Source organism: Oceanobacillus locisalsi (assembly GCF_042675985.1).
Lineage (GTDB): Bacteria > Bacillota > Bacilli > Bacillales > Amphibacillaceae > Oceanobacillus > Oceanobacillus locisalsi.
In genome coordinates this window covers 77,779-98,127 of the sequence record NZ_JBHTKK010000002.1, presented here as the reverse complement: position 1 = coordinate 98,127, position 20,349 = coordinate 77,779, and the positions used below count along the sequence as shown (strand labels likewise).

The following is a 20,349-nucleotide window of genomic DNA, read 5'->3' as shown; positions in this document are numbered from 1 at the left end:
AGAGATTTCTATGACTTTATACTCTACAACACCAATGTTAAATAAAGCAAAAAAAGAAGGTTATGGTATTGTTGCATTTAACGTCCACTCTTTTGACAGTATCTTTTGGGTGCTGGAAGGTGCAGCACGGCTAGATTCACCTGTGATTTTGCAAACAACAATGGGGACAGTGAAATCATTGGGCGCAAAAAATATTGTCGAAGTGGCAACAGCTGCATCGAACTATTATGAGGTACCAGTTGGTTTACATCTTGACCACTGCACAGATTATGAGTTAATTAAACAATGCGTCCGTGCAGGCTATACTTCTGTCATGATTGATGCTTCCATGCATCCATTTGAGGAAAATATAGCAAGAACGAAAGAAGTGGTTGATCTAGCTAAATCGTTGGGAGTGAACATTGAAGCAGAGTTAGGTAAAGTCGGCGGCGTGGAAGATGATATCGTTGTAGACGAAAAAGACGCTCAAAAAGCAATGCCTGAAGAATGTGTTACGTTCGTTGAACAAACAGGCGTACCTACACTCGCTCCAGCAATCGGAACAGCACACGGCATCTATAAAGGAGATCCAGATATTGATTTTAAGCGTATCCAACAAATAGCAGAGCTTGTCGATGTTCCTTTGGTATTACACGGTGGATCAGCAGTATCTGATAAAGATGTCCGTCATTGTGTTTCACTTGGAATGGCTAAAGTAAATGTTTCTACAGAGCTGAAAAACGCTTATTCCCAAGCAATTGCTGATCATTTCAAAGAAAATCCTGACCATTTAGATCCAAGACAATATTTACAAAAAGCAAAAGATGCTGCAATAGAAATGGTAATTTCTAAAATCAAAATGGTTGGCAGTGAAGGGAAATTAGTGAAAACTTTTGTCTAATTGCACTACCGTATTGAAAAAACGATTATTGCTGGCTTAGATTCTATTAAGGTCATCAATAGAAAAGAAACCACAGTTATCCCATTAAAATAGCCCCTAAAAAAAGAAGACATTTCATCCTTTTAGGGGCCTATATTCCATTTCTCTGGCTTATTTCTATCCACTTACTTTCATCGCTTTCTCTTCATCACGCGTTATTTTTCTACGTTAAAATTTAAATTCTTTCGCATTTGATATAATATAAATAACCATTATTTGTTCTCTTCAATAATCCCTTCTCGCGGCTTTAAGTCAAATGCATGAGCTAATTCTACAATTTGTTCATCTGTCATGCATTGATTCGTTTTCCCTTCTGTTAGTATGTATACATGTGCAGCTTTTTCAACAGTCTCAATCAATCCTAATGCTTGATCAGTTGATTGTCCACATGCAAAGATACCATGATGCGGCCAAAGAACAATACGAAATTCCTTCATCTTCATTGCCGATTCCCATCCAATTTGCCCGTTTCCGCATACCATCCATGGCAGTAAACCAATTCCTTCTGGAAAGACTAGGACACATTCAGAGTTTAGCGACCACATCGTTTTAATGAAGGCTTCCTGTTCTAAGTTGTGTATAAATGTCATCGCAATCGTATAGGTTGGATGACAGTGAAGAACAATTCTATTATTTGGATCTACTTGTAACCTTTCATGATGGCAGAGGAGGTGCGTCGGTAGTTCACTTGTCGGTTGCCGCCCGTCTCGGAATCCCCAAATAATCTCATAGGTACTTCCTTTTTCATTAAGATGAATGATTCCCAAATGTACCTCAGGATCATGCCTTACATTTCTGAAAGGACTCCCCGAAGCAGTAACCAAGAAAAATTGATTCCCGAGCTTTGAACATGGTTTTTCAAGATTATATTTTCTAGTACCTCCCCATTCTTTACCTATATAAGCTTCCACTTCTTGAGCTGTCATTCTATAGCTTAAATTACCAGCATGGTTCTCTGCCCAACCCAGTTTGTAAATCGTACTACAAACATTGATTATTTCTTCCAAAAATGGTGTTTTTAAAATTTGCTTTTTCAAAACATTGCCTCCTCAATAGTAATTAATAATCACAATTACTTCTACTTAAACAATTGTCCTGTTCAAAACAGATGAATTGAGATATGAGCCACGTTTCCTGCAGCCCTCAAAAATCATGTATAGAAGCAAACGTTTCCTTCCATTCCTTATCAATCTCTCCATTGGTACAGGTGAAATGCGGAAACTCAAATCGAATCTCGCTTCCATTCAATTGATAGATACTTCCCCCTGCTTCTTCTACTATCAATCTGCCTGCAGCAATATCCCAAATATTTACTCCCCAAACCCAAAATGCATCCAACCTTCCAGCAGCAACGTAAGCACACTGCAAGGCAGATGAACCTAAAATACGGATATCCCTCGTAATAGGGGCTATTTTCATATGTTCTTTCAACCCATTATTACGGGCTTTTAAGTTATTTGCTGGAAGCGCTGTTGAAACAAGACTTTCCGTTAAAGAAGAATGTTCGCTTACAGCAATTACTTCCCCATTCAACGTCGCTCCTTTTCCACGTTCAGCAACAAATAATTCTTTTGCTACAGGGTCGTAAATAATGCCGTAAGCTGCGATCCCTTCACAATATAAGGCTACCGAAATCGTATATCCTGGCAGTCCATGTACATAATTGGGCTTCCATCAATTGGATCTATTATCCATAGATTGGGGTGTGTTGCTAACATGTCAATCATTCTATCACGCCCGATATCTTCTACTGTTTCTTCTCCAAAAACAGCATGAGCAGGGAAATTCTTTTTTATTTCGTTCGTAATAAATTCTTCCGTTTGTTTATCTATTTCCGTAACTAAATCAATATCGCTCTCTTTTGTTTCAACAGTGAAATCTGAATGTACTTTATTTACTATATATTCTCCAGCTTCTATGACGACCTCATGTATTCTTTCAAACATCCAATCACCTTTCCTTTAGAAATATAGTTTTAAAATGTTTTTTAAACCAGCATTTTATTAAATTCGCGATAATACTTTGAATATTTTCTTGTTCATGGAAATAGGTATCGTCATTATAAAACGAAACTTCATTCAGTGAGAGTCTTCGCTCTTCTCCCACTGAATTAGCCTAAGTGATTCAGGGAGTTAGCGCCCGTTATCCCCCGCCTAAATAAATTTATTTTCGCTCTTTATTTTGAGGCGGGAGTTTTACGGGCGGTTCTCCGTGATAAATAAAAAAAGTGGTGAAATAAAAATAAACTTTTCTACTTCACCACTTTTCTATCCATCTACTTCCCTACTTCAAACAAAACCTTCATCGCCTTCTCTTTACCGCTAGTTATTTTGTGAAAAATATCCGGTCCTTCTTGTAAAGGCAAGTAATGCGATATCATCGGTTTGGTTTTCAACTTTCCTTCTCTAAGAAATTGGAGTGTTGTTGTAAACTCTCTTCCTGGAAAAGGTGCTGATACTGCATTCCAGGCTCCTCGTACTGTTAATTCCTGTCTGACAATCCGCTCAAAATAAAATCTTTTTAACATAATATCACTATACGGAATACCAAGGAATAAAACCTCTCCACCTTTTTTGGGTGCTGCAAATACTTCTTCTGACGTTTGAACGGAGCCGGCAGCTTCCATCGCTAAATCAACGCCAGCGTCATTCGTAAGTTGCATTAATTGCGCATAAGTGGACACACTTTTGTCAGGTTGGATAATTTCATCCGCTCCCAGCTCTTGAGCTAATTGCAGTTTATCTGCATCAATATCAATGGCTACAACTTTATCTGCTCCAAATAATTTAGCCCACTGACAAGCAAGTAATCCAATATTACCACAGCCAAAAACAGCCACTGTTTTCCCAGGCTGCATTCGGGTTTGGAAAAGACCGTGCAATACAACGGAGGATGGTTCTATCAAAGCTGCTTCCTCAAAAGAAACATGATCCGGTAATATTAACACATTCTCCGCAGGCATTTTTGTAAAAGATGCAAAACAGCCTGGCTTTTTCGCTCCTATCACGAGTAAATCCGGACATGCTGCGAAGTATCCTGATTGACAGGCTTCACACTTCCCACATGGCAATTGCGGACATACCGCAACACGATCTCCTGCTTGTACATTTGTTACCTTTCTTCCTGTTTCCGTAACAACGCCTGAACATTCATGCCCGAAAATATTTCCCGGAGTCAGTGGACCAATCTTTTTGTACCTGGATAAATCGGATCCGCAAATCCCCGCATACTTGACTTCTATTATCACTTCATCTTCTTTTTGCAGCACTGGTTTCTCTCTTTGCTCATAACGAAGGTCTTCCATACCGTAAAAAGTTAAAGCTTCCATTCCGTCATCCCTTACCTTCAAACTGATTTTTTAAATGATAGAGCGGTAAATAAAACTGTTTGTAAAAATCCTCAAGCGCTTTTTCCCTGTCTTTATTCGGTGTGTACGTTTTTGTTTCTTGTTTCGGCAGCGTATCAACAAGCCCCTGCTTTGATGCACTTAGCATGGCTCCCCCTTTGGCAACAGCTTCTTCAATCTCATACGCAAGGATATCCGATTGCAGAATATCTGCTTTCAGCTGCAGCCAAAGCGGATTTTTCACTGCAGGGCCAATCACTTTCATTCGAGGGATATTGGATTCTGCATGCGTTTCATAAACATCTTTTAATTGCTTTAATTCAAAGCACAGCCCGGCTATCATGGAAAAAAGAATATCATGGTCTGTTGTCTGATCCGTAGCACCATAAATCATGACTTTAGAAGTACTGCTTCGAATTGGTGGACCGCTTCCTCTTAAATGAGGAATAAAAACCTGCATTCTATCCATCATGGCAGCAAAATCGTTCTCATATTCCTCCAGGATTTCCTGACACATACCAGGAATATCTTCCAAACTTCGATTCAATGCATTGGCAATCCAAGTAAAACTTTGACCGGCAGTCGGCATCGATCCATACAGTGTATACTCCAAATCGATTACGTAACTTCCATTTGAAATGGCAAAATTTCGAAACGCATCCGATAAATGAGGCTCTTCTCCAAGCAGCAGCAATCCTTCTGTCGTTCCAGTCGAATTCAATATCTCTGTTTTCTTCTGCAGACCTGTACTAATCGATCCAGCCATATGATCATGCCCAGAGATGGAAATGCTCACATCTTTTGATAAGCCGGTCTCCTGCGAAATAGAATCCTTTATAGAAGCAATCTGAGCTCCCGATTCTACCAGCTCCGGAAAAGTTTCTTTATCCAAACCAAACGTTTCTATAAGATCGTCCGCCCACACTTTCTCATTTATATCGAAAAGCAGTGTTCTGGAAGCTAAACTCCAATCTGTTGCACAAATACCTGTTAGCCGGGATGCGATAAAGCCTGACATGCAGGTCCATTTATCCATCCTTTGAAAAGCAAGCTGCTTATGATGCTTCAGCCATAATAATTTGGTTAAACTTTGATTGGAATGCGCATTAATCCCCGTTCGATGATACAGCTTTTCTTCCCCGAAGGTGTCCTTCACTTCTTCCGCTTCCTTTTTGGTTCTGGGATCAAACCAGGCAATCGTCGGTGTAATCACCTTTCCTTGGCTGTCTTGCAGCACAACTGTTTGCGCAAAGCTTGAAACCGTAATCTGTTTAATCTGCTGCGGATTCTCTACTTTATTACTTAAATTTTTTAATGCCTGAAGCACTTCACTCCAAATTTGTTCAGCATCAACATCTGTCTGGCCGTTTTCAAACGTCTGAGACGTCGCAAATTTCTCGATTTCTCGCAAACGAAACTCGGGAAGCTCATATAAACAAACTTTTGTATTGGTTGTCCCAACATCAATGCTAACAATATACATTTCTTTACCCATTCAACGCCTTGAATTTAGGTACCGCTGTTTCTTTAACAGCTTTTTGTGCATCTAACAACACGGAAATTAAATTATACTCATTGTTATTTGCCTCATAACGCTTCCCGACAGCTGTAATAAATGCTTTTCGCAAATCGCTTGCTAAATTTACTTTTCTTACACCGTAGTCTTTTAATTTAGCGAGCGCCTCATCAGGGATTCCGGAGCCGCCATGGATGACTAAAGGCACTTCTACATTATCTTTGATTTCCTGCAGTAATTGGAAATTCAACTCTGGAGCCTGATCAATACCATGAATATTTCCAATGGAAACAGCCAGCAAATCAATCCCTGTTCTTTCTGCAAAGTCTTTACATAATGAAGCATCTGTTTGTGCGGCATCTTCTGCCACATGGTCGTCTTCTTTCCCGCTCAGTTCTCCTAATTCAGCTTCTACCAGAACACCGCGCTGATGACAATATTCCACAACTTCTTTTGTTAGATTGATATTTTCTTCATAGTCTAAAGTAGATGCATCAATCATAACAGAAGCAAATCCTGCATCGACAGCCTTCTTCACATCCTCGAAACTCATGCCGTGATCCAAATGCAATGTCACTGGAACCGATACGTTCTCTGCAGCTTTTTTGACAATTTCTGCAATATAGTCATAACCTGATAGCTTTACATTGGTTGGCGCAATCTGAACCATGACGGGACAGCCTGTTTCTTCCGCTGCTTCCACAATTGCTATTGTCATTTCTAAATTCGTCGTATTCATTGCCGGAGCAACAAAATTCCTTTCCTCTAATGCTTTTAAAAATGTATCCATTGCTTGATAAGCCATATACAATCCCCTCTCTATTTATTTTCTAATACAATTTTTAGAACGTTCTCTGTTTTATCTTGTGTTAATGCAATTGCTTCACCTAAATCTGATAAAGGCATTTGATGGGTGATCAATGCTTCTGAATCGATCACGCCCTGTTGTATTGCCAAGATAGCTTCTTCAAATTCATATGGAGAAACACTATAAGTTCCCACAATCGATTTCTCATCCCGGAAAAACATGCTCGCATCAATTTCCACATTTGGTTTTACGCCAAATGGAGAGAAACAAACCACTGTTCCGCCTCTTTTTAGCACGTTCATTGCCTGAGACAGCAACGCCGATACGCCTGCAGCAATAATCACGATATTGAATCCCGGATGGTTTTGTTCCTGCAGATACGTTTCCAGATCATGTTCTGCTGTATTGATAGTTGCGTCGGCACCGAAATCATAAGCATTATTCAGGCGATGATCAGAGACATCGGTTACCACCACTTCTTTCACTAATTTATTTTTTAGCAGCTGTGAGTGAATCAAACCGATTGGTCCTGCTCCCATTACCAGCACGCTGTCCCCAGCATGAATATCCACTGCCTTCTGTCCGTGAATACAACAAGCAACCGGCTCAGTCAGTGAAGCTTCAGCATAGCTCATGCCTTCTGGAATCTTATAAAGTAAATCTTTTACATGCTCTTCTGGAATTCGGACATACTCTGCAAATCCGCCCGGATCAATATTTGTCTTTTTGAATTCCGGACATAGGGTATAATGCCCTCTGGAGCACTGTTCACACGTAAAACAAGGAACGTGAATCCCGCCGGTCACACGATCTCCCAAGGCGAAATCAGACACTTCTTCTCCAACTGCAATGACTTCCCCTGCATATTCATGCCCCAATACAGAACCTGAAGGCACGGATTCTTCCAATACTTTATGAATATCCGTACCGCAAAGTCCACATGTCTTCATTTGAATCAGCAGTTCATTAGTGCCTATCTCCGGCTTGTCTACTTCTTCAAAACGAATATCATCTTTTCCATAAAAAACAGATGCTTTCATGGTCATATCTCCTTTCCTCTTCAAATAACTTTCTTGCTATGAATACATTTCTATTCTTTCAGCTCACCGTTTTCATCAAAATCTTTTCTGGTTAATTTATATATCCACCAGATGATAATTGCTACAACGGGGATAGTTATAATAGCAATCCAACTTCCTTGTGCTAACATAACAAGCCAGTACCGAACCGGATTTCCTCCATCTAGAAAGCTATTAATCATGGATGTTGCACCTTCTGGAAACTCATATTGAATACTTTCTGCTACATTCGTAACAAGTGGAGCTAAATTAGATGCAAAATAGAGAGAGACGATAATCATTGGTATACCGATAATGGCTGACCGTATGATATTTTTATTGGTAGCAACCAGAACCATTGCCAATGGAACAACAATGAATGGTAGATCTCCTAATGGCATGATGATGACACCTGGAAGAATAACGGCTAATAATATCGTAATCGGTACCAGCAAAAGAGCAGTAGAAACAACAGCAGGGTTACCAATAATAACTGCGATATCAAGACCGATATTTAAATCTTTTTGATTAGGGAATCGTTTCTGTAAAAAGTTACGTATAGCTTCTGATAACGGGATTAACCCTTCCATCAAAATTTTAACCATCCGAGGCATAATAAACATAACCGCCCCTAAATTGATTCCCAATTCGATAATACTTCTAATTTCAAACTGTGCGATTATTCCAATAATAATACCTAAAATGACCCCGATCATCATTGGTTCTCCAAATACACCAAAACGTTTTTTAATAGACTCAGGATCCGCATTTAATTTGTTAAGACCAGGGATTGAATTAATAATTCTATCTCCTAAAATTCCGACCGGGAAATAAATTGCGGATGATAGTGTCGGTAAGGAGACTCCCGGTAACCCCATTCTTTTATGAATATACGGAGCAGACCAATCTGCGAGTTTAAAAGTGATAATAGTAGCAATTGCCGCACCAAGCAACCCAAAAATAATACTTCCTGTCGCTATATAAACTAAGGAGCCAGCAAAAGCAAAATGCCAATAGTTCCATAAATCAACGTCAACTGTTTTGGTCCATTTCAATAACAACATGGCTACGTTGATAACGATGGTCAATATGATAACAATCGGAGCAATTGGTGATGCAAAAGCAATTGCTGCTAGTGGAGGCCAGCCTGTGTCCATAACAGGAAGATTGACTCCCGAGTTATCTATCATCGCTTCGATTGCTGGGCCAAGACTTTCTGTCAGCAAATCCAGTATTAAAAATATCCCTACAAAGCCAATTCCAATCGTTAAGGCAGATTTCAATGCTTTACCGAAACTAACCCGAAAAGCAATACCCATAATGAATATAATAATCGGTAACATAACTTCAGGCCCAAAACTAAGAATGTATTGAAAAGCATCGACTATTGATTGTCCCATCATTTTCATCTCCTTTTTTAAAAAACCTTTTTGGAAATAAATTGAATTAAAACCTCAAAATACCAATTACAAGCAATTACATACCATTATAACGCTATATTCTTGCGTATTTTATCAGGTTTTTACTAAAATCTATGATTGATAAACTGGATGTGAATTCAATGTAAACAGCTGTTTTCAAAAACCATTCGCCAACTTGTTTCATTTCCGTGTTTATACTGTTTTTAATCATAGATTTTAGCGTTGACCTTTATTTTCATTTTTCTATTGTTCTTTTAGGATAGAAACAATTTGTTCCAACACTTCTTGTTCCCCTACTCCGGTAAGAATAGGCAGCGCATTCACAATTGGTGTATTATAACCGCCTCCAACATCGGAAGTAACTACAAATACGTCAACAGAACCATCTAATCCAGACAGTTCACCTACTGTAGCTTGCCGGGCATTCACGTCAATACCATGTTCTTTACAAAACTCTTGTACTTTCTCAGCCACTACTGTTGATGTTGCAATCCCGCTTGAGCACGCAAAAATAATATCTTTTTTCATTTTAGATTCCTCCAATTTTATTCTGATTTTAAATGATTTTGTAAATAGTTATAAAGCTCATCTTGAGGCATGGCGATCATTTTCTTTAACTCGCCTTCCTCTTTGATTAAATCCATAATCTGGCGTAGTATATTTAAATGTTTTGTACTCTTTGATAATCCTAATAAAAAGATTACTTTTACTTCTATCATTTCATCTACATTGACCATATTGTTAAAAATGACAGGTTCTTTTAAAACAGCCACCCCTATAGAATCCTGGTTCACAAATCGCGGATCCGTATGTGGTATCGCAATACCATAATCATACGCTTCTATTCCTGTAGGAGCTTTCTTTTCTCTATCTAAAATACTTTGATAATATCCTTCATTTACAAATCCGTTTTCGGAAAAAGCCCGAGCCATTATTTTTAAAGCTTCTTCTTTGTCAGATGCTTTTAATTCTGTAAAAACGGCATTCTCTGATATATTTATAACTTGTGTCACGCTAAATCACCTCGTTTACAAAATGGTTAATCATTCCTTCTATGGCTTCTTCAGAGTTTGCCTTTTTTATTTGCTTGACTATAACCTCGTCCTCTGCAAGTCTTCTAAGCTGAAGTAATGAATTAATATGCTTTTCTTTATCCTCTGCGGCAATAAAACAAATCAAATTGATACGTTTCCCATTGGGGAATTCGACAGGGTCTTTCAGTTTTAATAGACTCATACCGAGTTTCAACACACCCTCTTCCGGCTTGGCATGAGGAATTGCGATTTGACCGGCCAGCATTATATAGTCGGAATTTCTTTTGCAATTCTCCATAACGGCATCCACATAGGGCTTTTCGATATACCTGCTGTCCAAAAGCGGTTCAGCAGCCCGCCAGATTGCTTCTTCCCACGTTTTTGCTCTGTCATCCAATTGGATGGTATCAGCAGTTAATAAATCATCTAATGTCTTTTCTGTATCATAACGATTGGATGAAGCAGCAGTTGAATCTTGCTCCAGTAAATATTTATTTAAACTGTCCATGAGTTTCATTCGATTTTTTATATCCGCATGTTCTTCAATGATGCTCATAATGGAATCCATATCAATATTTGAAAAGGAGAACCCATACAAATCGTTGAAAACAGTTGATTGTAATTTTCTAATCTCCGCTTCACCCATAATCGGTTCTACCAGGAATTGTTTTACATCGGTATCCAATTTATCTGTTGTAAAAACAATATCTACTTCTCCTTCATAATTAGAGAATTCCCGAATCGACATCGGATTTAAAAATAGAAACTCTTTAAATATGGATGTTAACGTTACATGAATCATAGCGGAAACAGAATGACCATTCGGACAAACTACAGCTGCCAGAATCTTTTTGTTAAAGTCAATCCCATGTTGTCTCAGCCAGCCACCAATAATAATGGTTAAATAAACCATTTCACTTTCTGGAACTTTTTTGTTTAAAGCGTTTTCAATTGGTTCAACAATTAATTTTGTAACGCGATGAATATTGGTAAGATTCTGATCAAATTTTAGAGCTAATGACGAATTATCTATAAGATCATATTTAATACGGTAGTATGCAGGTTTCATATGAATATATAATTTTTCTACCAATAATTCCTTGTGAGGAACGTCAATAACACTCACTCTTTCAAATTCATCTAACATTTCCTGTAATGCATGTTTAATGGTGTTCATCGATTCGCTAGTATAAAAGCTGTTAGCAGAAAACACATTCATAATCATCAGCTGCAGTGTTACATAATGCAGTTCACTTTCATTAATAAAGCGAAGCTCATGAAATACTTTCTCTACGGTATAAAATTCTTTTGTATCCGCTAAATCAAACTTACTCATTTCATTTGCTTGCACTGTCTTTCCTTGCTTCACACGATTTTGCCAAACTGCTAAGCAATATGCTACTGTCGTAATCATATTGTCAGAAAAAGTATAACCGAGCGTTTTTTCGCATTGCTCTAACTTACGGTAATATACATTCACATCTTCTGAATCAATTTCTCCATACTGCTCTAACAGTTCCCTGTCTTTTCTGTTTTTTACGTACTGTTGAATAATATCAAATAGTAAACGCCTTTTTTCATACTCACCTCCTATAAACTGATAGCCCTCTATCCTCGAATAATTCAATTCGATTTGATAAGGTTTAAGTTTTTCTTTGGCTTGCTTAATAACTTTTGATATTGTATTTTTACTAAAATCTAGTACCTCTGTTAAATGCGTAAGTGACAAATCCTGTGAACGGTTTAAAATGATGATCAGTAGGATGTGAACCCTTTCATTTTCTGATAACACATAAGAGAGACCACTGTTTTCTGATGAAAACATGTTTGTGATTTCCCCTGGTATAATAAATTGCCCTTTAGGAGTACGTTCAATTTGCACATGATAGACAGCCATTAAATAGGTATTTATTTTTTCAAGACTATATTTTATTTGTCGTTGATTAATACCCATCTTAGATTCAAGTGACTTTGCTGTTGCTTCCGGATTATTAATTAATTCTTGTAGCAGTTGATTACTTCTTTCATCGATATGCATTACTTGTTCGCCTCCTAATACATACTATTTTAGGCTATGCTGGCTCTATAGTAAATTCAATTTCAACCCAACGTTTATTATGCTCATTGTTTCACAAGTGTATGTGATTATTGTTATAAAGATACTTTGTATACAATGATAGAAATGTACCTTTATTATTTAATTCCATCCATCAGTGTTTTCCTCATTCTAGCTAATCCTCCCTAAAACACTTGAAAATTTCCTCCACCTGACTCCAAATAAAACTAGTCTATTGACATTTCTCATAAAAAAGCATACACTATAAAATCATAACTAACTAAACTGATAGGAATTAGAGGTGTTGTATATGTCTACTTTGGCACAGCCCGTTTCGGAACAATCGGTAACAACGGAAGAAGCACCTAAACTGAACCAGCCACAGAAAAAACTGGTTGCAGGCGGTCTTATTGTTACATTCATTTTGACAATTTATTTAGCAGCTACACAACATATCGTGCAACCACTGTTGCTGTTGATTGGTTTACTCCTTGGATATACATTGTTTCACGCACGTTTCGGATTTACTTCTGCTTTCCGGAGACTAGCTTCGGTAGGTAACGGGCAATCTCTTCGGGCACATATGTTCATGCTGGCAATTGCATGTACATTATTTGCACCTATTTTAGCATTAGGATATTCCTTTTTCGGTGGAACGCCTGAAGGTAATATTTCACCGATTGGCGTTAGCCTGATTGTCGGCGCCTTTATGTTCGGCATTGGCATGCAGTTAGGAGGCGGATGTGCTTCTGGCACACTTTATGCGGTTGGTGGCGGTAGAACTGTTATGTTTATCACGTTACTGTTTTTCATTATTGGATCAACTATCGGTGCTGCTCACTTCACATTCTGGATGGACGATTTACCAGCAGCAGAACCTTTTTCCCTTGCAACTTCCACCGGACTTGGTTATGGTGGCGCATGGGCCGTTTCTCTATTGATTTTTGCCGTTATTGCCGGCATAACGATTTTCATTGAGAAAAAACGGAAGCCTCCTAAAATGGCGGCACTTCCTTCTGAAAAAGGATGGAAACGCATTTTCCGGGGGTCTTGGCCTCTATTTGCAGCGGCTGCTGCATTAGCTATTTTAAACGCGCTTACGTTGCTTACTCGCGACAGTCCATGGGGTGTAACAGCAGCATTTACACTGTGGGGTTCAAAAGCTGCAGAAGCACTTGGCTTTAACGTAGAAAGTTGGGGCTACTGGGCTGGCAATACAGAAGCGCTCCATGCTTCCATTTTTGCGGATACGACAACCGTTCTTAATTTCGGTGTTATCTTAGGAGCTTTTATTGCCTCTGCAGCAGGCGGACTATTTAAATTTACGAAGATTACGATAGGAAACACCTCCGCATCTATTATTGGCGGTCTTTTGATGGGATACGGAGCTCGTCTAGCATTTGGCTGTAATATTGGTGCTTATTTCAGCGGTATTGCTTCCTTTAGCGCACATGGTTATATTTGGGGCGTAGTGGCTCTTGCAGGAACCTTCCTTGCTTTATTTTTACGTCCATTATTTGGTCTTTCCGTACCAAAACCAAGGGACTCCTTCTGCTGACAGGATCTGTTAGAATACTGCCAATTTGAAACATCTTGCCAGCAGATTCCTATTATTATTTTGACGAATAGAACCAGCGAACTTCATAAAAAACACGGGAGCCCCCGTGTTTTTTTATTTCAAATATTGTTGAACATCCTCTAATGTTTCCAATTCATCAATATGATCTATGATTGTTTCCAGCGTACTTATTTCCTGTTCGTATACCTGTTTTTGGATATCTTCTGAAAGTGGAGCTACAAATTTTGCAATTAATTGAACAGCAGTACTAGCCAGAGCCTCTGCTTTTCCTTCTGCTCTACCTGCTTCTTTCCCTTCATTCCGAAAAATCTCTGCTAACGTCATTGCCAATTCGCTCCCTTCTTGATAAGTGTTTTCTATATGGTTGATTATATCATAATATTGTCTCTTTGTAAGATGACGGTTGACACGGAAAATATAATAAAACAATGTCTCAAGGAATTGCATTGCTGTCTGTTGGTCCTCTAATTGCTGCAAATAATCGATGGATTGATAAATGGTATTCAATAAAACCTGGACATCCTCTTCCCGGATATCCCGAAACACCATCAGAATAATGTTTAGGAACACATTCAATTGAACATCTTCTTCTTCATAATCGGATACATCATACAGAAAGAATGTATAATCAGGAACATATTTCTGCAGTTCTGGCGGGAAACTCTGGTATCCTTCCAAAAGATGATGAAGAGAAGTGCCGGCATGCCAATCTGCTATGCCATGATACAAAACAACCGGCAGGATGATGGGCAGTTTATTTTCTGATTTGTTATCCTGTTTGGTTTCCCATATCTCCACCATATAGCGCAGCAGCTGCAAAGAAGTATAGTAATCGTGATAGCTTTTGTGCTCAAACAGAAAATATACATAAGCGGGTTAATCATGGATTTTCGTCTTGAACAATAAATCAGAAAAATATTCTTGAAGATCCGGACTGATAAAGCTGTCTTTCTGGGGTTGAATGGATGTCATATCCATGTTTTCGTGAACGACTGGAGGTAAAAAATGAGTGATGAAATCTTTGGCAACGTCCACATTAGAAAACGTTCCTTTAAAAATCTTATCATGCGGATTTTGAATCTGCAAGGTAATCAAGTCCTTTCACAGAGTGGATTTGATGACTTAATCGAATGTATGTTCTGTAATTAGAATAACATAGAATTAAACGGAAATCAAACAAACGTTCTTTTTCGTGCGTTATTTAACCACTTCCTAAAAAATCATTTCCCCTCATACCCGATATAAACAACCTATAATCGAAATATAAATAAAATCAAAAGCCCCCGTATATTTTTCAAATTAAACCCAAAACTAAGTACCGTTGTTGATTCACATTCTAAATGGATAGGGATGATAATAAATGATGAATAATAAAAAAGGAATGACCTCATCACTAATTGCTGCAGGTGTAGCAGGCGCAGCAGCTTATGGAATAAGCAGGAGCGTACAGAATGGATCATTTCAAAACATGTCACAAAAACTTTCCAATTCCATGAATAGCTCCACTATGAAAAACATGGCTGAACCATTGCAGGACATGCTTTCTGCAGGCGGCCAAGCTATGAATCAAAGTAATAGCGGAGGACAGAATCAAACGCAATCGTCTTAAAATGCGAATGCACAAACATTTGCTTTTAAGATCGTAAAAACGGATGACTCCTAGCCGGAGTCATCCGTTTTTCAATAAAGTAACGTACTTACGTTGAAAATCTTTACAACCATGACTGCAATGCACGCAAGGATTCCGAAATGATGACATCTTGATCATTATCCAATGTCGCTACATGATAACTTTCTTCCAATGTAATCATTTCTTTTTGTCGGGAAGAGATGTTTTCCAGTATCGCCCGGGAATTATCCGGAGACACCACATGGTCTTCTTCAGATACAAAAATAAGTGCCGGGCAGGTTATTTCCTTTAAATTGTCTTTCGTTACCTTGGCCAATTTTTTTAATTCTTCAACAGACTGAACCGGCATTTTATCGTACGTTATCTCCATAACATCTGCTTTTTTAATATCTGGACCATCATCATCAATAAAACGCACACTTTGGTTTTCATACATTGCTGGAACATCTATGGCTGCATTGATGGGAATGATTCCGGCAAGCGGGTATTTCTCCGCTGTATGAAGGGTTAATGTGCCTCCCATGGATAAACCAAGCATAAAAATCTGATCACATCTTTCTTGAAGCCAAGCATATGCTTCATCGATAGACGCTACCCAATCCTGATACGTACATTTTTCTAAATCTTCCGGAGCAGTTCCATGTCCTTTTAACCTTGGACCACACACTGTGTATCCTGCATCTGCAAAAGCTTTTCCAATAGGATACATACTTTGCGGCGCTCCGGTAAAACCATGGCTGACAAGAATACCTGTACGGCTTCCCTCAAATTGAAAAGGCTCCGCACCTTTTATTACTGGATATTGTTCTTTCATCAAATATTCCTCCTATGCCTGACTTTCATTCGTAATTAATTAAATGTAGCATCGCCAACAGAATATCTCATATCATCACATTGTCTTTGAATTTATCACAAATGGCATCTTCCCATCAACGTTGTAATTCTTTTTTCCACATCATCTTTTAAAGCCATTAATTCCTGTTTCTTTATCGTTCGTTTATCCGCTTCCTCTGCCTAATGATGCAGCAGACTTTTTAATGTTGAACGCTTCTTCTCCGGAAATATTCCATACGCTCTTTCTCTTGCTTCCTGTTTCGATAAAATACAGTCCTCTTTTAAATACCAGTAGAAGCGCAGCATATTCAGCAAAGCATAGACAGGTTTATCGATATAACTCAGGAGACATTCTCTATAATCAGCTTGTATAGATGAAATATAATCAGCTCTTGGCACTTCGGGAAATATACTTATTGCAAGAGGACCCTCCAACGTCATTCCCCTTTTCAAAAGAGCACCTATATGGGCAGCTAAATCTGCATCCACTCCCGCATTATCCTCTATCACTTGGTCTTTATATAATTCCACCCGTTCTCTCCAGTCTTCACTAAAGTGAAATAGATACGGAAAAGGATGCCGCCATTCCTTTAGCTGACCTTCTAATAAAAAACTAATTTCCACCGGATAAGGATGATTTGATCTGCGAAGAAATAACGCAGTCAGTTGATGCTTTTGCTGTTTATTCAATGTCTTATTCAACACCACTAATAAATCAATATCACTATTTGCCGGTTGGAAACTCCCCATCGCTAAAGAGCCGTGCAAATAGCAGTCCACAAATCGCTCACCTGTGACTTGCTTTATTTCTTGAATGAAGTGACGTAAAAAAGAGGAAACCCGTATTGGAGTCCCCGATATTTTTCCACCTTACCAGCCCCTCTCCATCATTTACCCTTTCTTATTTATTCCGCAAAATATATAATAAATTATACTTACAAATGATTCTATAAGAAAGAGGGATTCCCTTGAATATTAAAACTCGCCAAGAACAACCAAAAGATTATCCAAAAACAGAAGCACTTATTGAACAAACTTTCCGAAACGAGGTAATGAGCGATCACCAGGAGCATTTTCTTGTAGATCGTATTCGCAAATCCAATGCTTTCATCCCTGAACTGTCTATCGTCGCAGTCAATCAACAAAACGATATCATTGGTCAAATTCTTTTTTCAAAAATAAGTATTGAGAACAAAGAACAAACAACAGCATCTCTAGCCCTAGCGCCAATCTCTGTTCATCCAGATTATCAGAATAGGGGTGTGGGGTCTATGTTGATGGAAGAAGGATTAGAGCAAGCAGAAGCAGTCGGTTACCACTCTGTCATTGTACTCGGGCATGCCAATTACTATCCTCGCTTCGGCTTTAAACCAACCAGCTTATGGGAAATTAAAGCACCTTTCGAAGTTCCTGATGAAGCATTTATGGCATTGGAATTGAAAAAGGGTGCTCTAAATCAGGTTAGTGGTGTTGTTCAATATTCGGATGCTTTTTCTGAATAACAAACTGTTTCACTGCCTTTATCGTTAAAACGGAATTTACATTGTCGGGTAACAGATCATTTTAATTGCTATTCTTCATAAGAAGAGGTGGTTATTGCATGGATACGCTTAATTTAATGAATGCTGCTATCGATTATATTAGGGAGCATTTAGATAAAGAAATGAATTATCATTAGGAAACATAAATTGCTTGTTCCTCAGGGGACCATTTTTAACGGATGGTTTCCTTCCTTGCTGACACTCCTCTGTGTGAATATGTACACGCACAGGTGTCAATCAACATTAGCAGCATTCGAACTGCGGGATAGTAACAAAAGTCATTGATACAGTATTAAAATATAGTTACCAATCTCCTAATTTGTACTCTAGAGCTTTTCAGGACTTACATCATACCTTCCCTAGTACAGTAAAATATATGGGGGGATTCTCTCAAAACTTATCTAAGGATTATTTTCCAAAATTCAATTAAGAAAGATCTTGAAATAAAATATCGTTTTGTCGAAAAAGATGGTTTTTACGTTGCAGAGTACAAAGAAGTCATTTACTTGGAGAGTGGAGATTTTAATACGACAATCTGGGACACTTACCATGGAGACAGGTTTATACAGAATGGTTCCCAATATCTAGTTAAGAGCTTGTTGAAGCTTATAAGATTATAAAAGTATCCTTGATACAAAACGGAAATCTGGATTCCTGTCCAAAAAATATAAATCGCTTTCACTTTAAACCAATAGCCATTAGCTACAAATTCCTTCTATATCACAGCTAACGACTGTGTAACAAAACTTGTGCCGCATTATTGACTACCTGCTTTGTGAAATCAATATCATCCGTAAAAACACCATCCACCCCATACGCGATAACACGCTGCTGTTCCGCAAGCTGTGTTTTTTCATCTGTGAAAAACACATGCACTTCTTTTCCTTGCTGATGGAGTGCATCCACATTATCCCGTGTAACATTTCTTGATTCTAGCCCAATCACATCTGCATCAGCTGCCAGTGCATCTTTTAAATTAAATTTGTTTGCGTTATACAAAAGCGTTGTTCGAATTTCCGGTGCCAGTTCCTGCATTTTTTGAAGACTTCTCTTAGAAAATGACTGAAAACTTACATACTCCGGATTCAATAAATCATGCTCTTGCAACAAGTCAATAAACGGTTCTTCCATTTTCGTGTCGCCATCTACCAGACGTGTTTCAATATAGTAATGCTCTTTTTGTTCAAACTTCGCAAATATTTCTTCCAAAGCAGGGACAGGTTCAGTATACGTTTCCTCCCCAAACACAGCTACGGTATTTAATTGCTTTATTTCCTCCAATGTCCGTGATTCTGGAGGTCCCGTTCCTGTTGTTGTGCGGTCTAAGGCAGCATCATGAAGTGCAATTAATTCATGGTCTTTCGTCATCCGCAAATCAATCTCCAGCGAATCCACTTCCGCATCCGCAGCAATTTCATAAGCAGTCAAAGTATGTTCATTAAAGATATTATTCGCCCCTCGACGTGCAATAATTTCTACATCTGCAGCTGCAGCGCTTGTTTCCGGTATTCCTGCTGCATTGACATACAACGGATCTGCTTCATACGGAGCTCTCGTTTGCTGTATCTCCGGTTCAGCTTCAAAAAAACCAGACAGGATAAATACAGCAATGACAGCACCAAGTAAGATTCTACGCCATAGCATAGCGCTCACACCGATAAAAAATAGCACGATCAGGGAAGTCTGTCACAATGGCTTTCACTTTTACATCCAATAATTGTTTCAAAGTGTCTTTATCATTGACAGTCCATACACGCAATAACTTCTTCCACTTACGCCAATGATAAATATGTTTTAAAAACATTTCTACATCCACATGTAAAGCTTCCAATCCAAGCATATCCATATAATCTTCCGGATGGGAGACCGGCTGATTCAAAATCCATGCCAGCCGTGCTTCTGGATCAATATAACGCAAACGAATCAATGTTGGCAGGTGAAAGCTGGAGTAAATCACCCGATTCTTCATATCAGGAAACTTAGTAATTTCTTCAACTAATTTCTGTTCTATATTTTCATACAAATATGCATATGTTTTCAATTCAATATTCAACGCAACCTCTGGGTAGGAATAAACTAACACAAGTACTTCCGTTAAGGAGGGAATTTTCTCTTCCTCCCAACATTCCTCATAAGTTGGAAAGGATGAAAAATAGGAATCGTTCCATTGTAATTCCCGAATTTCTGAAAAGGTATATTCTGATATAGGCCCGCTTCCGTTTGTGGTCCGATTTAATGTTGCATCATGCATCACAACAAATTCGCCATCTTTGGTCAAGTGTACATCTATTTCCAACCCATCTACACCAGCTTCTAGCGCCTTCTCAAAGCCTAGCAGCGTGTTTTCTGGATAAACTCCCATCATACCGCGGTGTCCAAATACTTTTGTCAATATAAGCCCCTCCTTGAAATGAAGTTAATCTAAGATTTCCAGTCCGGTAATCATCTATATGAGTATACTTTTCCCAATTCAGAGAGTCTTGTTAATCCAAAGGATTCCTCCCTTCTTTCCATTACATTAAAACATACTTCTTTTAAGAATGGAGCGATTTTACTGAATCCTTACCAATACTTCATCTTCTATTTAAATAACTTACAATAACTTCA

Annotated in this window: 19 protein-coding genes and 1 pseudogene; 4 read left to right on the top strand and 16 right to left on the bottom strand. The window is 38.5% G+C overall.

Features of this window, described 5'->3' with window-relative positions; all coding sequences use genetic code 11:
- Positions 1 to 10 precede the first annotated feature (10 nt).
- Positions 11 to 880, top strand: a complete 870-nt coding sequence (locus ACFQ19_RS02655) for a class II fructose-bisphosphate aldolase (RefSeq protein ID WP_379590421.1) — start codon at positions 11 to 13, stop codon at positions 878 to 880.
- Positions 881 to 1,131: 251 nt separating this feature from the next.
- Here the strand turns inward: ACFQ19_RS02655 and rhaD are convergent, their stop codons facing one another.
- From rhaD to ACFQ19_RS02600, 11 genes are all read right to left on the bottom strand, one after another.
- On the bottom strand, positions 1,132 to 1,956 hold the full coding sequence (gene rhaD, locus ACFQ19_RS02650; protein ID WP_379590420.1) for a rhamnulose-1-phosphate aldolase: 825 nt from the start codon (positions 1,954 to 1,956) through the stop codon (positions 1,132 to 1,134).
- Positions 1,957 to 2,062: 106 nt separating this feature from the next.
- Positions 2,063 to 2,527: an inositol monophosphatase family protein gene (locus tag ACFQ19_RS02645; RefSeq protein WP_379590793.1), complete on the bottom strand. Its 465-nt coding sequence runs from the start codon at positions 2,525 to 2,527 to the stop codon at positions 2,063 to 2,065.
- 17 nt (positions 2,528 to 2,544) lie between these two features.
- Positions 2,545 to 2,865, bottom strand: a complete 321-nt coding sequence (locus ACFQ19_RS02640) for an inositol monophosphatase family protein (protein WP_379590419.1) — start codon at positions 2,863 to 2,865, stop codon at positions 2,545 to 2,547.
- Positions 2,866 to 3,194: 329 nt separating this feature from the next.
- On the bottom strand, positions 3,195 to 4,247 hold the full coding sequence (locus ACFQ19_RS02635) for a galactitol-1-phosphate 5-dehydrogenase (RefSeq protein WP_379590418.1): 1,053 nt from the start codon (positions 4,245 to 4,247) through the stop codon (positions 3,195 to 3,197).
- 4 nt (positions 4,248 to 4,251) lie between these two features.
- On the bottom strand, positions 4,252 to 5,748 hold the full coding sequence (locus ACFQ19_RS02630) for an FGGY-family carbohydrate kinase (RefSeq protein ID WP_379590417.1): 1,497 nt from the start codon (positions 5,746 to 5,748) through the stop codon (positions 4,252 to 4,254).
- Positions 5,749 to 5,752: 4 nt separating this feature from the next.
- The gene (locus ACFQ19_RS02625) at positions 5,753 to 6,586 is read right to left on the bottom strand and encodes a class II aldolase (RefSeq protein ID WP_379590416.1); all 834 of its coding nucleotides are present in this window, start codon (positions 6,584 to 6,586) and stop codon (positions 5,753 to 5,755) included.
- Positions 6,587 to 6,600: 14 nt separating this feature from the next.
- Complete coding sequence (locus ACFQ19_RS02620; RefSeq protein WP_379590415.1) at positions 6,601 to 7,629, bottom strand: alcohol dehydrogenase catalytic domain-containing protein; 1,029 nt, start codon at positions 7,627 to 7,629, stop codon at positions 6,601 to 6,603.
- Between the two features lie 50 nt (positions 7,630 to 7,679).
- Positions 7,680 to 9,047 (bottom strand): PTS galactitol transporter subunit IIC, encoded by a 1,368-nt coding sequence (locus ACFQ19_RS02615; RefSeq protein ID WP_379590414.1) that lies wholly within the window; start codon positions 9,045 to 9,047, stop codon positions 7,680 to 7,682.
- Positions 9,048 to 9,311: 264 nt separating this feature from the next.
- On the bottom strand, positions 9,312 to 9,596 hold the full coding sequence (locus ACFQ19_RS02610; protein ID WP_379590412.1) for a PTS sugar transporter subunit IIB: 285 nt from the start codon (positions 9,594 to 9,596) through the stop codon (positions 9,312 to 9,314).
- Between the two features lie 17 nt (positions 9,597 to 9,613).
- Positions 9,614 to 10,081 (bottom strand): PTS sugar transporter subunit IIA, encoded by a 468-nt coding sequence (locus ACFQ19_RS02605; RefSeq protein ID WP_379590411.1) that lies wholly within the window; start codon positions 10,079 to 10,081, stop codon positions 9,614 to 9,616.
- A gap of 1 nt (position 10,082) precedes the next feature.
- The gene (locus ACFQ19_RS02600) at positions 10,083 to 12,140 is read right to left on the bottom strand and encodes a BglG family transcription antiterminator (protein ID WP_379590410.1); all 2,058 of its coding nucleotides are present in this window, start codon (positions 12,138 to 12,140) and stop codon (positions 10,083 to 10,085) included.
- A gap of 328 nt (positions 12,141 to 12,468) precedes the next feature.
- Between ACFQ19_RS02600 and ACFQ19_RS02595 the strand changes: the two genes are divergently transcribed.
- A complete protein-coding gene (locus ACFQ19_RS02595) occupies positions 12,469 to 13,716 on the top strand; it encodes a YeeE/YedE family protein (RefSeq protein WP_379590409.1) in 1,248 nt (415 codons plus the stop codon).
- Between the two features lie 114 nt (positions 13,717 to 13,830).
- Here ACFQ19_RS02595 and ACFQ19_RS02590 read toward each other — a convergent pair.
- Positions 13,831 to 14,823: pseudogene (locus ACFQ19_RS02590) on the bottom strand (Rpn family recombination-promoting nuclease/putative transposase).
- Positions 14,824 to 15,097: 274 nt separating this feature from the next.
- Here ACFQ19_RS02590 and ACFQ19_RS02585 point away from each other — a divergent pair.
- The gene (locus ACFQ19_RS02585) at positions 15,098 to 15,346 is read left to right on the top strand and encodes a hypothetical protein (RefSeq protein ID WP_379590408.1); all 249 of its coding nucleotides are present in this window, start codon (positions 15,098 to 15,100) and stop codon (positions 15,344 to 15,346) included.
- A 103-nt stretch (positions 15,347 to 15,449) separates the two neighbouring features.
- Here ACFQ19_RS02585 and ACFQ19_RS02580 read toward each other — a convergent pair whose 3' ends face one another.
- Positions 15,450 to 16,181 (bottom strand): alpha/beta hydrolase, encoded by a 732-nt coding sequence (locus ACFQ19_RS02580; RefSeq protein ID WP_379590407.1) that lies wholly within the window; start codon positions 16,179 to 16,181, stop codon positions 15,450 to 15,452.
- 200 nt (positions 16,182 to 16,381) lie between these two features.
- The gene (locus ACFQ19_RS02575) at positions 16,382 to 17,008 is read right to left on the bottom strand and encodes an aminoglycoside adenylyltransferase domain-containing protein (RefSeq protein ID WP_379590792.1); all 627 of its coding nucleotides are present in this window, start codon (positions 17,006 to 17,008) and stop codon (positions 16,382 to 16,384) included.
- A 161-nt stretch (positions 17,009 to 17,169) separates the two neighbouring features.
- Between ACFQ19_RS02575 and ACFQ19_RS02570 the strand changes: the two genes are divergently transcribed.
- On the top strand, positions 17,170 to 17,703 hold the full coding sequence (locus ACFQ19_RS02570; protein ID WP_379590405.1) for a GNAT family N-acetyltransferase: 534 nt from the start codon (positions 17,170 to 17,172) through the stop codon (positions 17,701 to 17,703).
- 765 nt (positions 17,704 to 18,468) lie between these two features.
- Here the strand turns inward: ACFQ19_RS02570 and ACFQ19_RS02565 are convergent.
- A complete protein-coding gene (locus ACFQ19_RS02565) occupies positions 18,469 to 19,386 on the bottom strand; it encodes a glycerophosphodiester phosphodiesterase (RefSeq protein WP_379590403.1) in 918 nt (305 codons plus the stop codon).
- On the bottom strand, positions 19,373 to 20,134 hold the full coding sequence (locus ACFQ19_RS02560; RefSeq protein WP_379590402.1) for a glycerophosphodiester phosphodiesterase family protein: 762 nt from the start codon (positions 20,132 to 20,134) through the stop codon (positions 19,373 to 19,375). The genes ACFQ19_RS02565 and ACFQ19_RS02560 overlap by 14 nt, the downstream gene beginning before the upstream one ends.
- Positions 20,135 to 20,349 lie beyond the last annotated feature (215 nt).

Bases quoted from the DNA above. Each gene is read 5' to 3' on its own strand.
- ACFQ19_RS02655 (WP_379590421.1), top strand. From the start codon at position 11: ATGACTTTATACTCTACAACACCAATGTTAAATAAAGCAAAAAAAGAA.
- ACFQ19_RS02640 (WP_379590419.1), bottom strand. From the start codon at position 2,865: ATGTTTGAAAGAATACATGAGGTCGTCATAGAAGCTGGAGAATATATA.
- ACFQ19_RS02635 (WP_379590418.1), bottom strand. From the start codon at position 4,247: ATGGAAGCTTTAACTTTTTACGGTATGGAAGACCTTCGTTATGAGCAA.
- ACFQ19_RS02630 (WP_379590417.1), bottom strand. From the start codon at position 5,748: ATGTATATTGTTAGCATTGATGTTGGGACAACCAATACAAAAGTTTGT.
- ACFQ19_RS02625 (WP_379590416.1), bottom strand. From the start codon at position 6,586: ATGGCTTATCAAGCAATGGATACATTTTTAAAAGCATTAGAGGAAAGG.
- ACFQ19_RS02620 (WP_379590415.1), bottom strand. From the start codon at position 7,629: ATGAAAGCATCTGTTTTTTATGGAAAAGATGATATTCGTTTTGAAGAA.
- ACFQ19_RS02615 (WP_379590414.1), bottom strand. From the start codon at position 9,047: ATGGGACAATCAATAGTCGATGCTTTTCAATACATTCTTAGTTTTGGG.
- ACFQ19_RS02610 (WP_379590412.1), bottom strand. From the start codon at position 9,596: ATGAAAAAAGATATTATTTTTGCGTGCTCAAGCGGGATTGCAACATCA.
- ACFQ19_RS02600 (WP_379590410.1), bottom strand. From the start codon at position 12,140: ATGCATATCGATGAAAGAAGTAATCAACTGCTACAAGAATTAATTAAT.
- ACFQ19_RS02595 (WP_379590409.1), top strand. From the start codon at position 12,469: ATGTCTACTTTGGCACAGCCCGTTTCGGAACAATCGGTAACAACGGAA.
- ACFQ19_RS02585 (WP_379590408.1), top strand. From the start codon at position 15,098: ATGATGAATAATAAAAAAGGAATGACCTCATCACTAATTGCTGCAGGT.
- ACFQ19_RS02580 (WP_379590407.1), bottom strand. From the start codon at position 16,181: ATGAAAGAACAATATCCAGTAATAAAAGGTGCGGAGCCTTTTCAATTT.
- ACFQ19_RS02565 (WP_379590403.1), bottom strand. From the start codon at position 19,386: ATGCTATGGCGTAGAATCTTACTTGGTGCTGTCATTGCTGTATTTATC.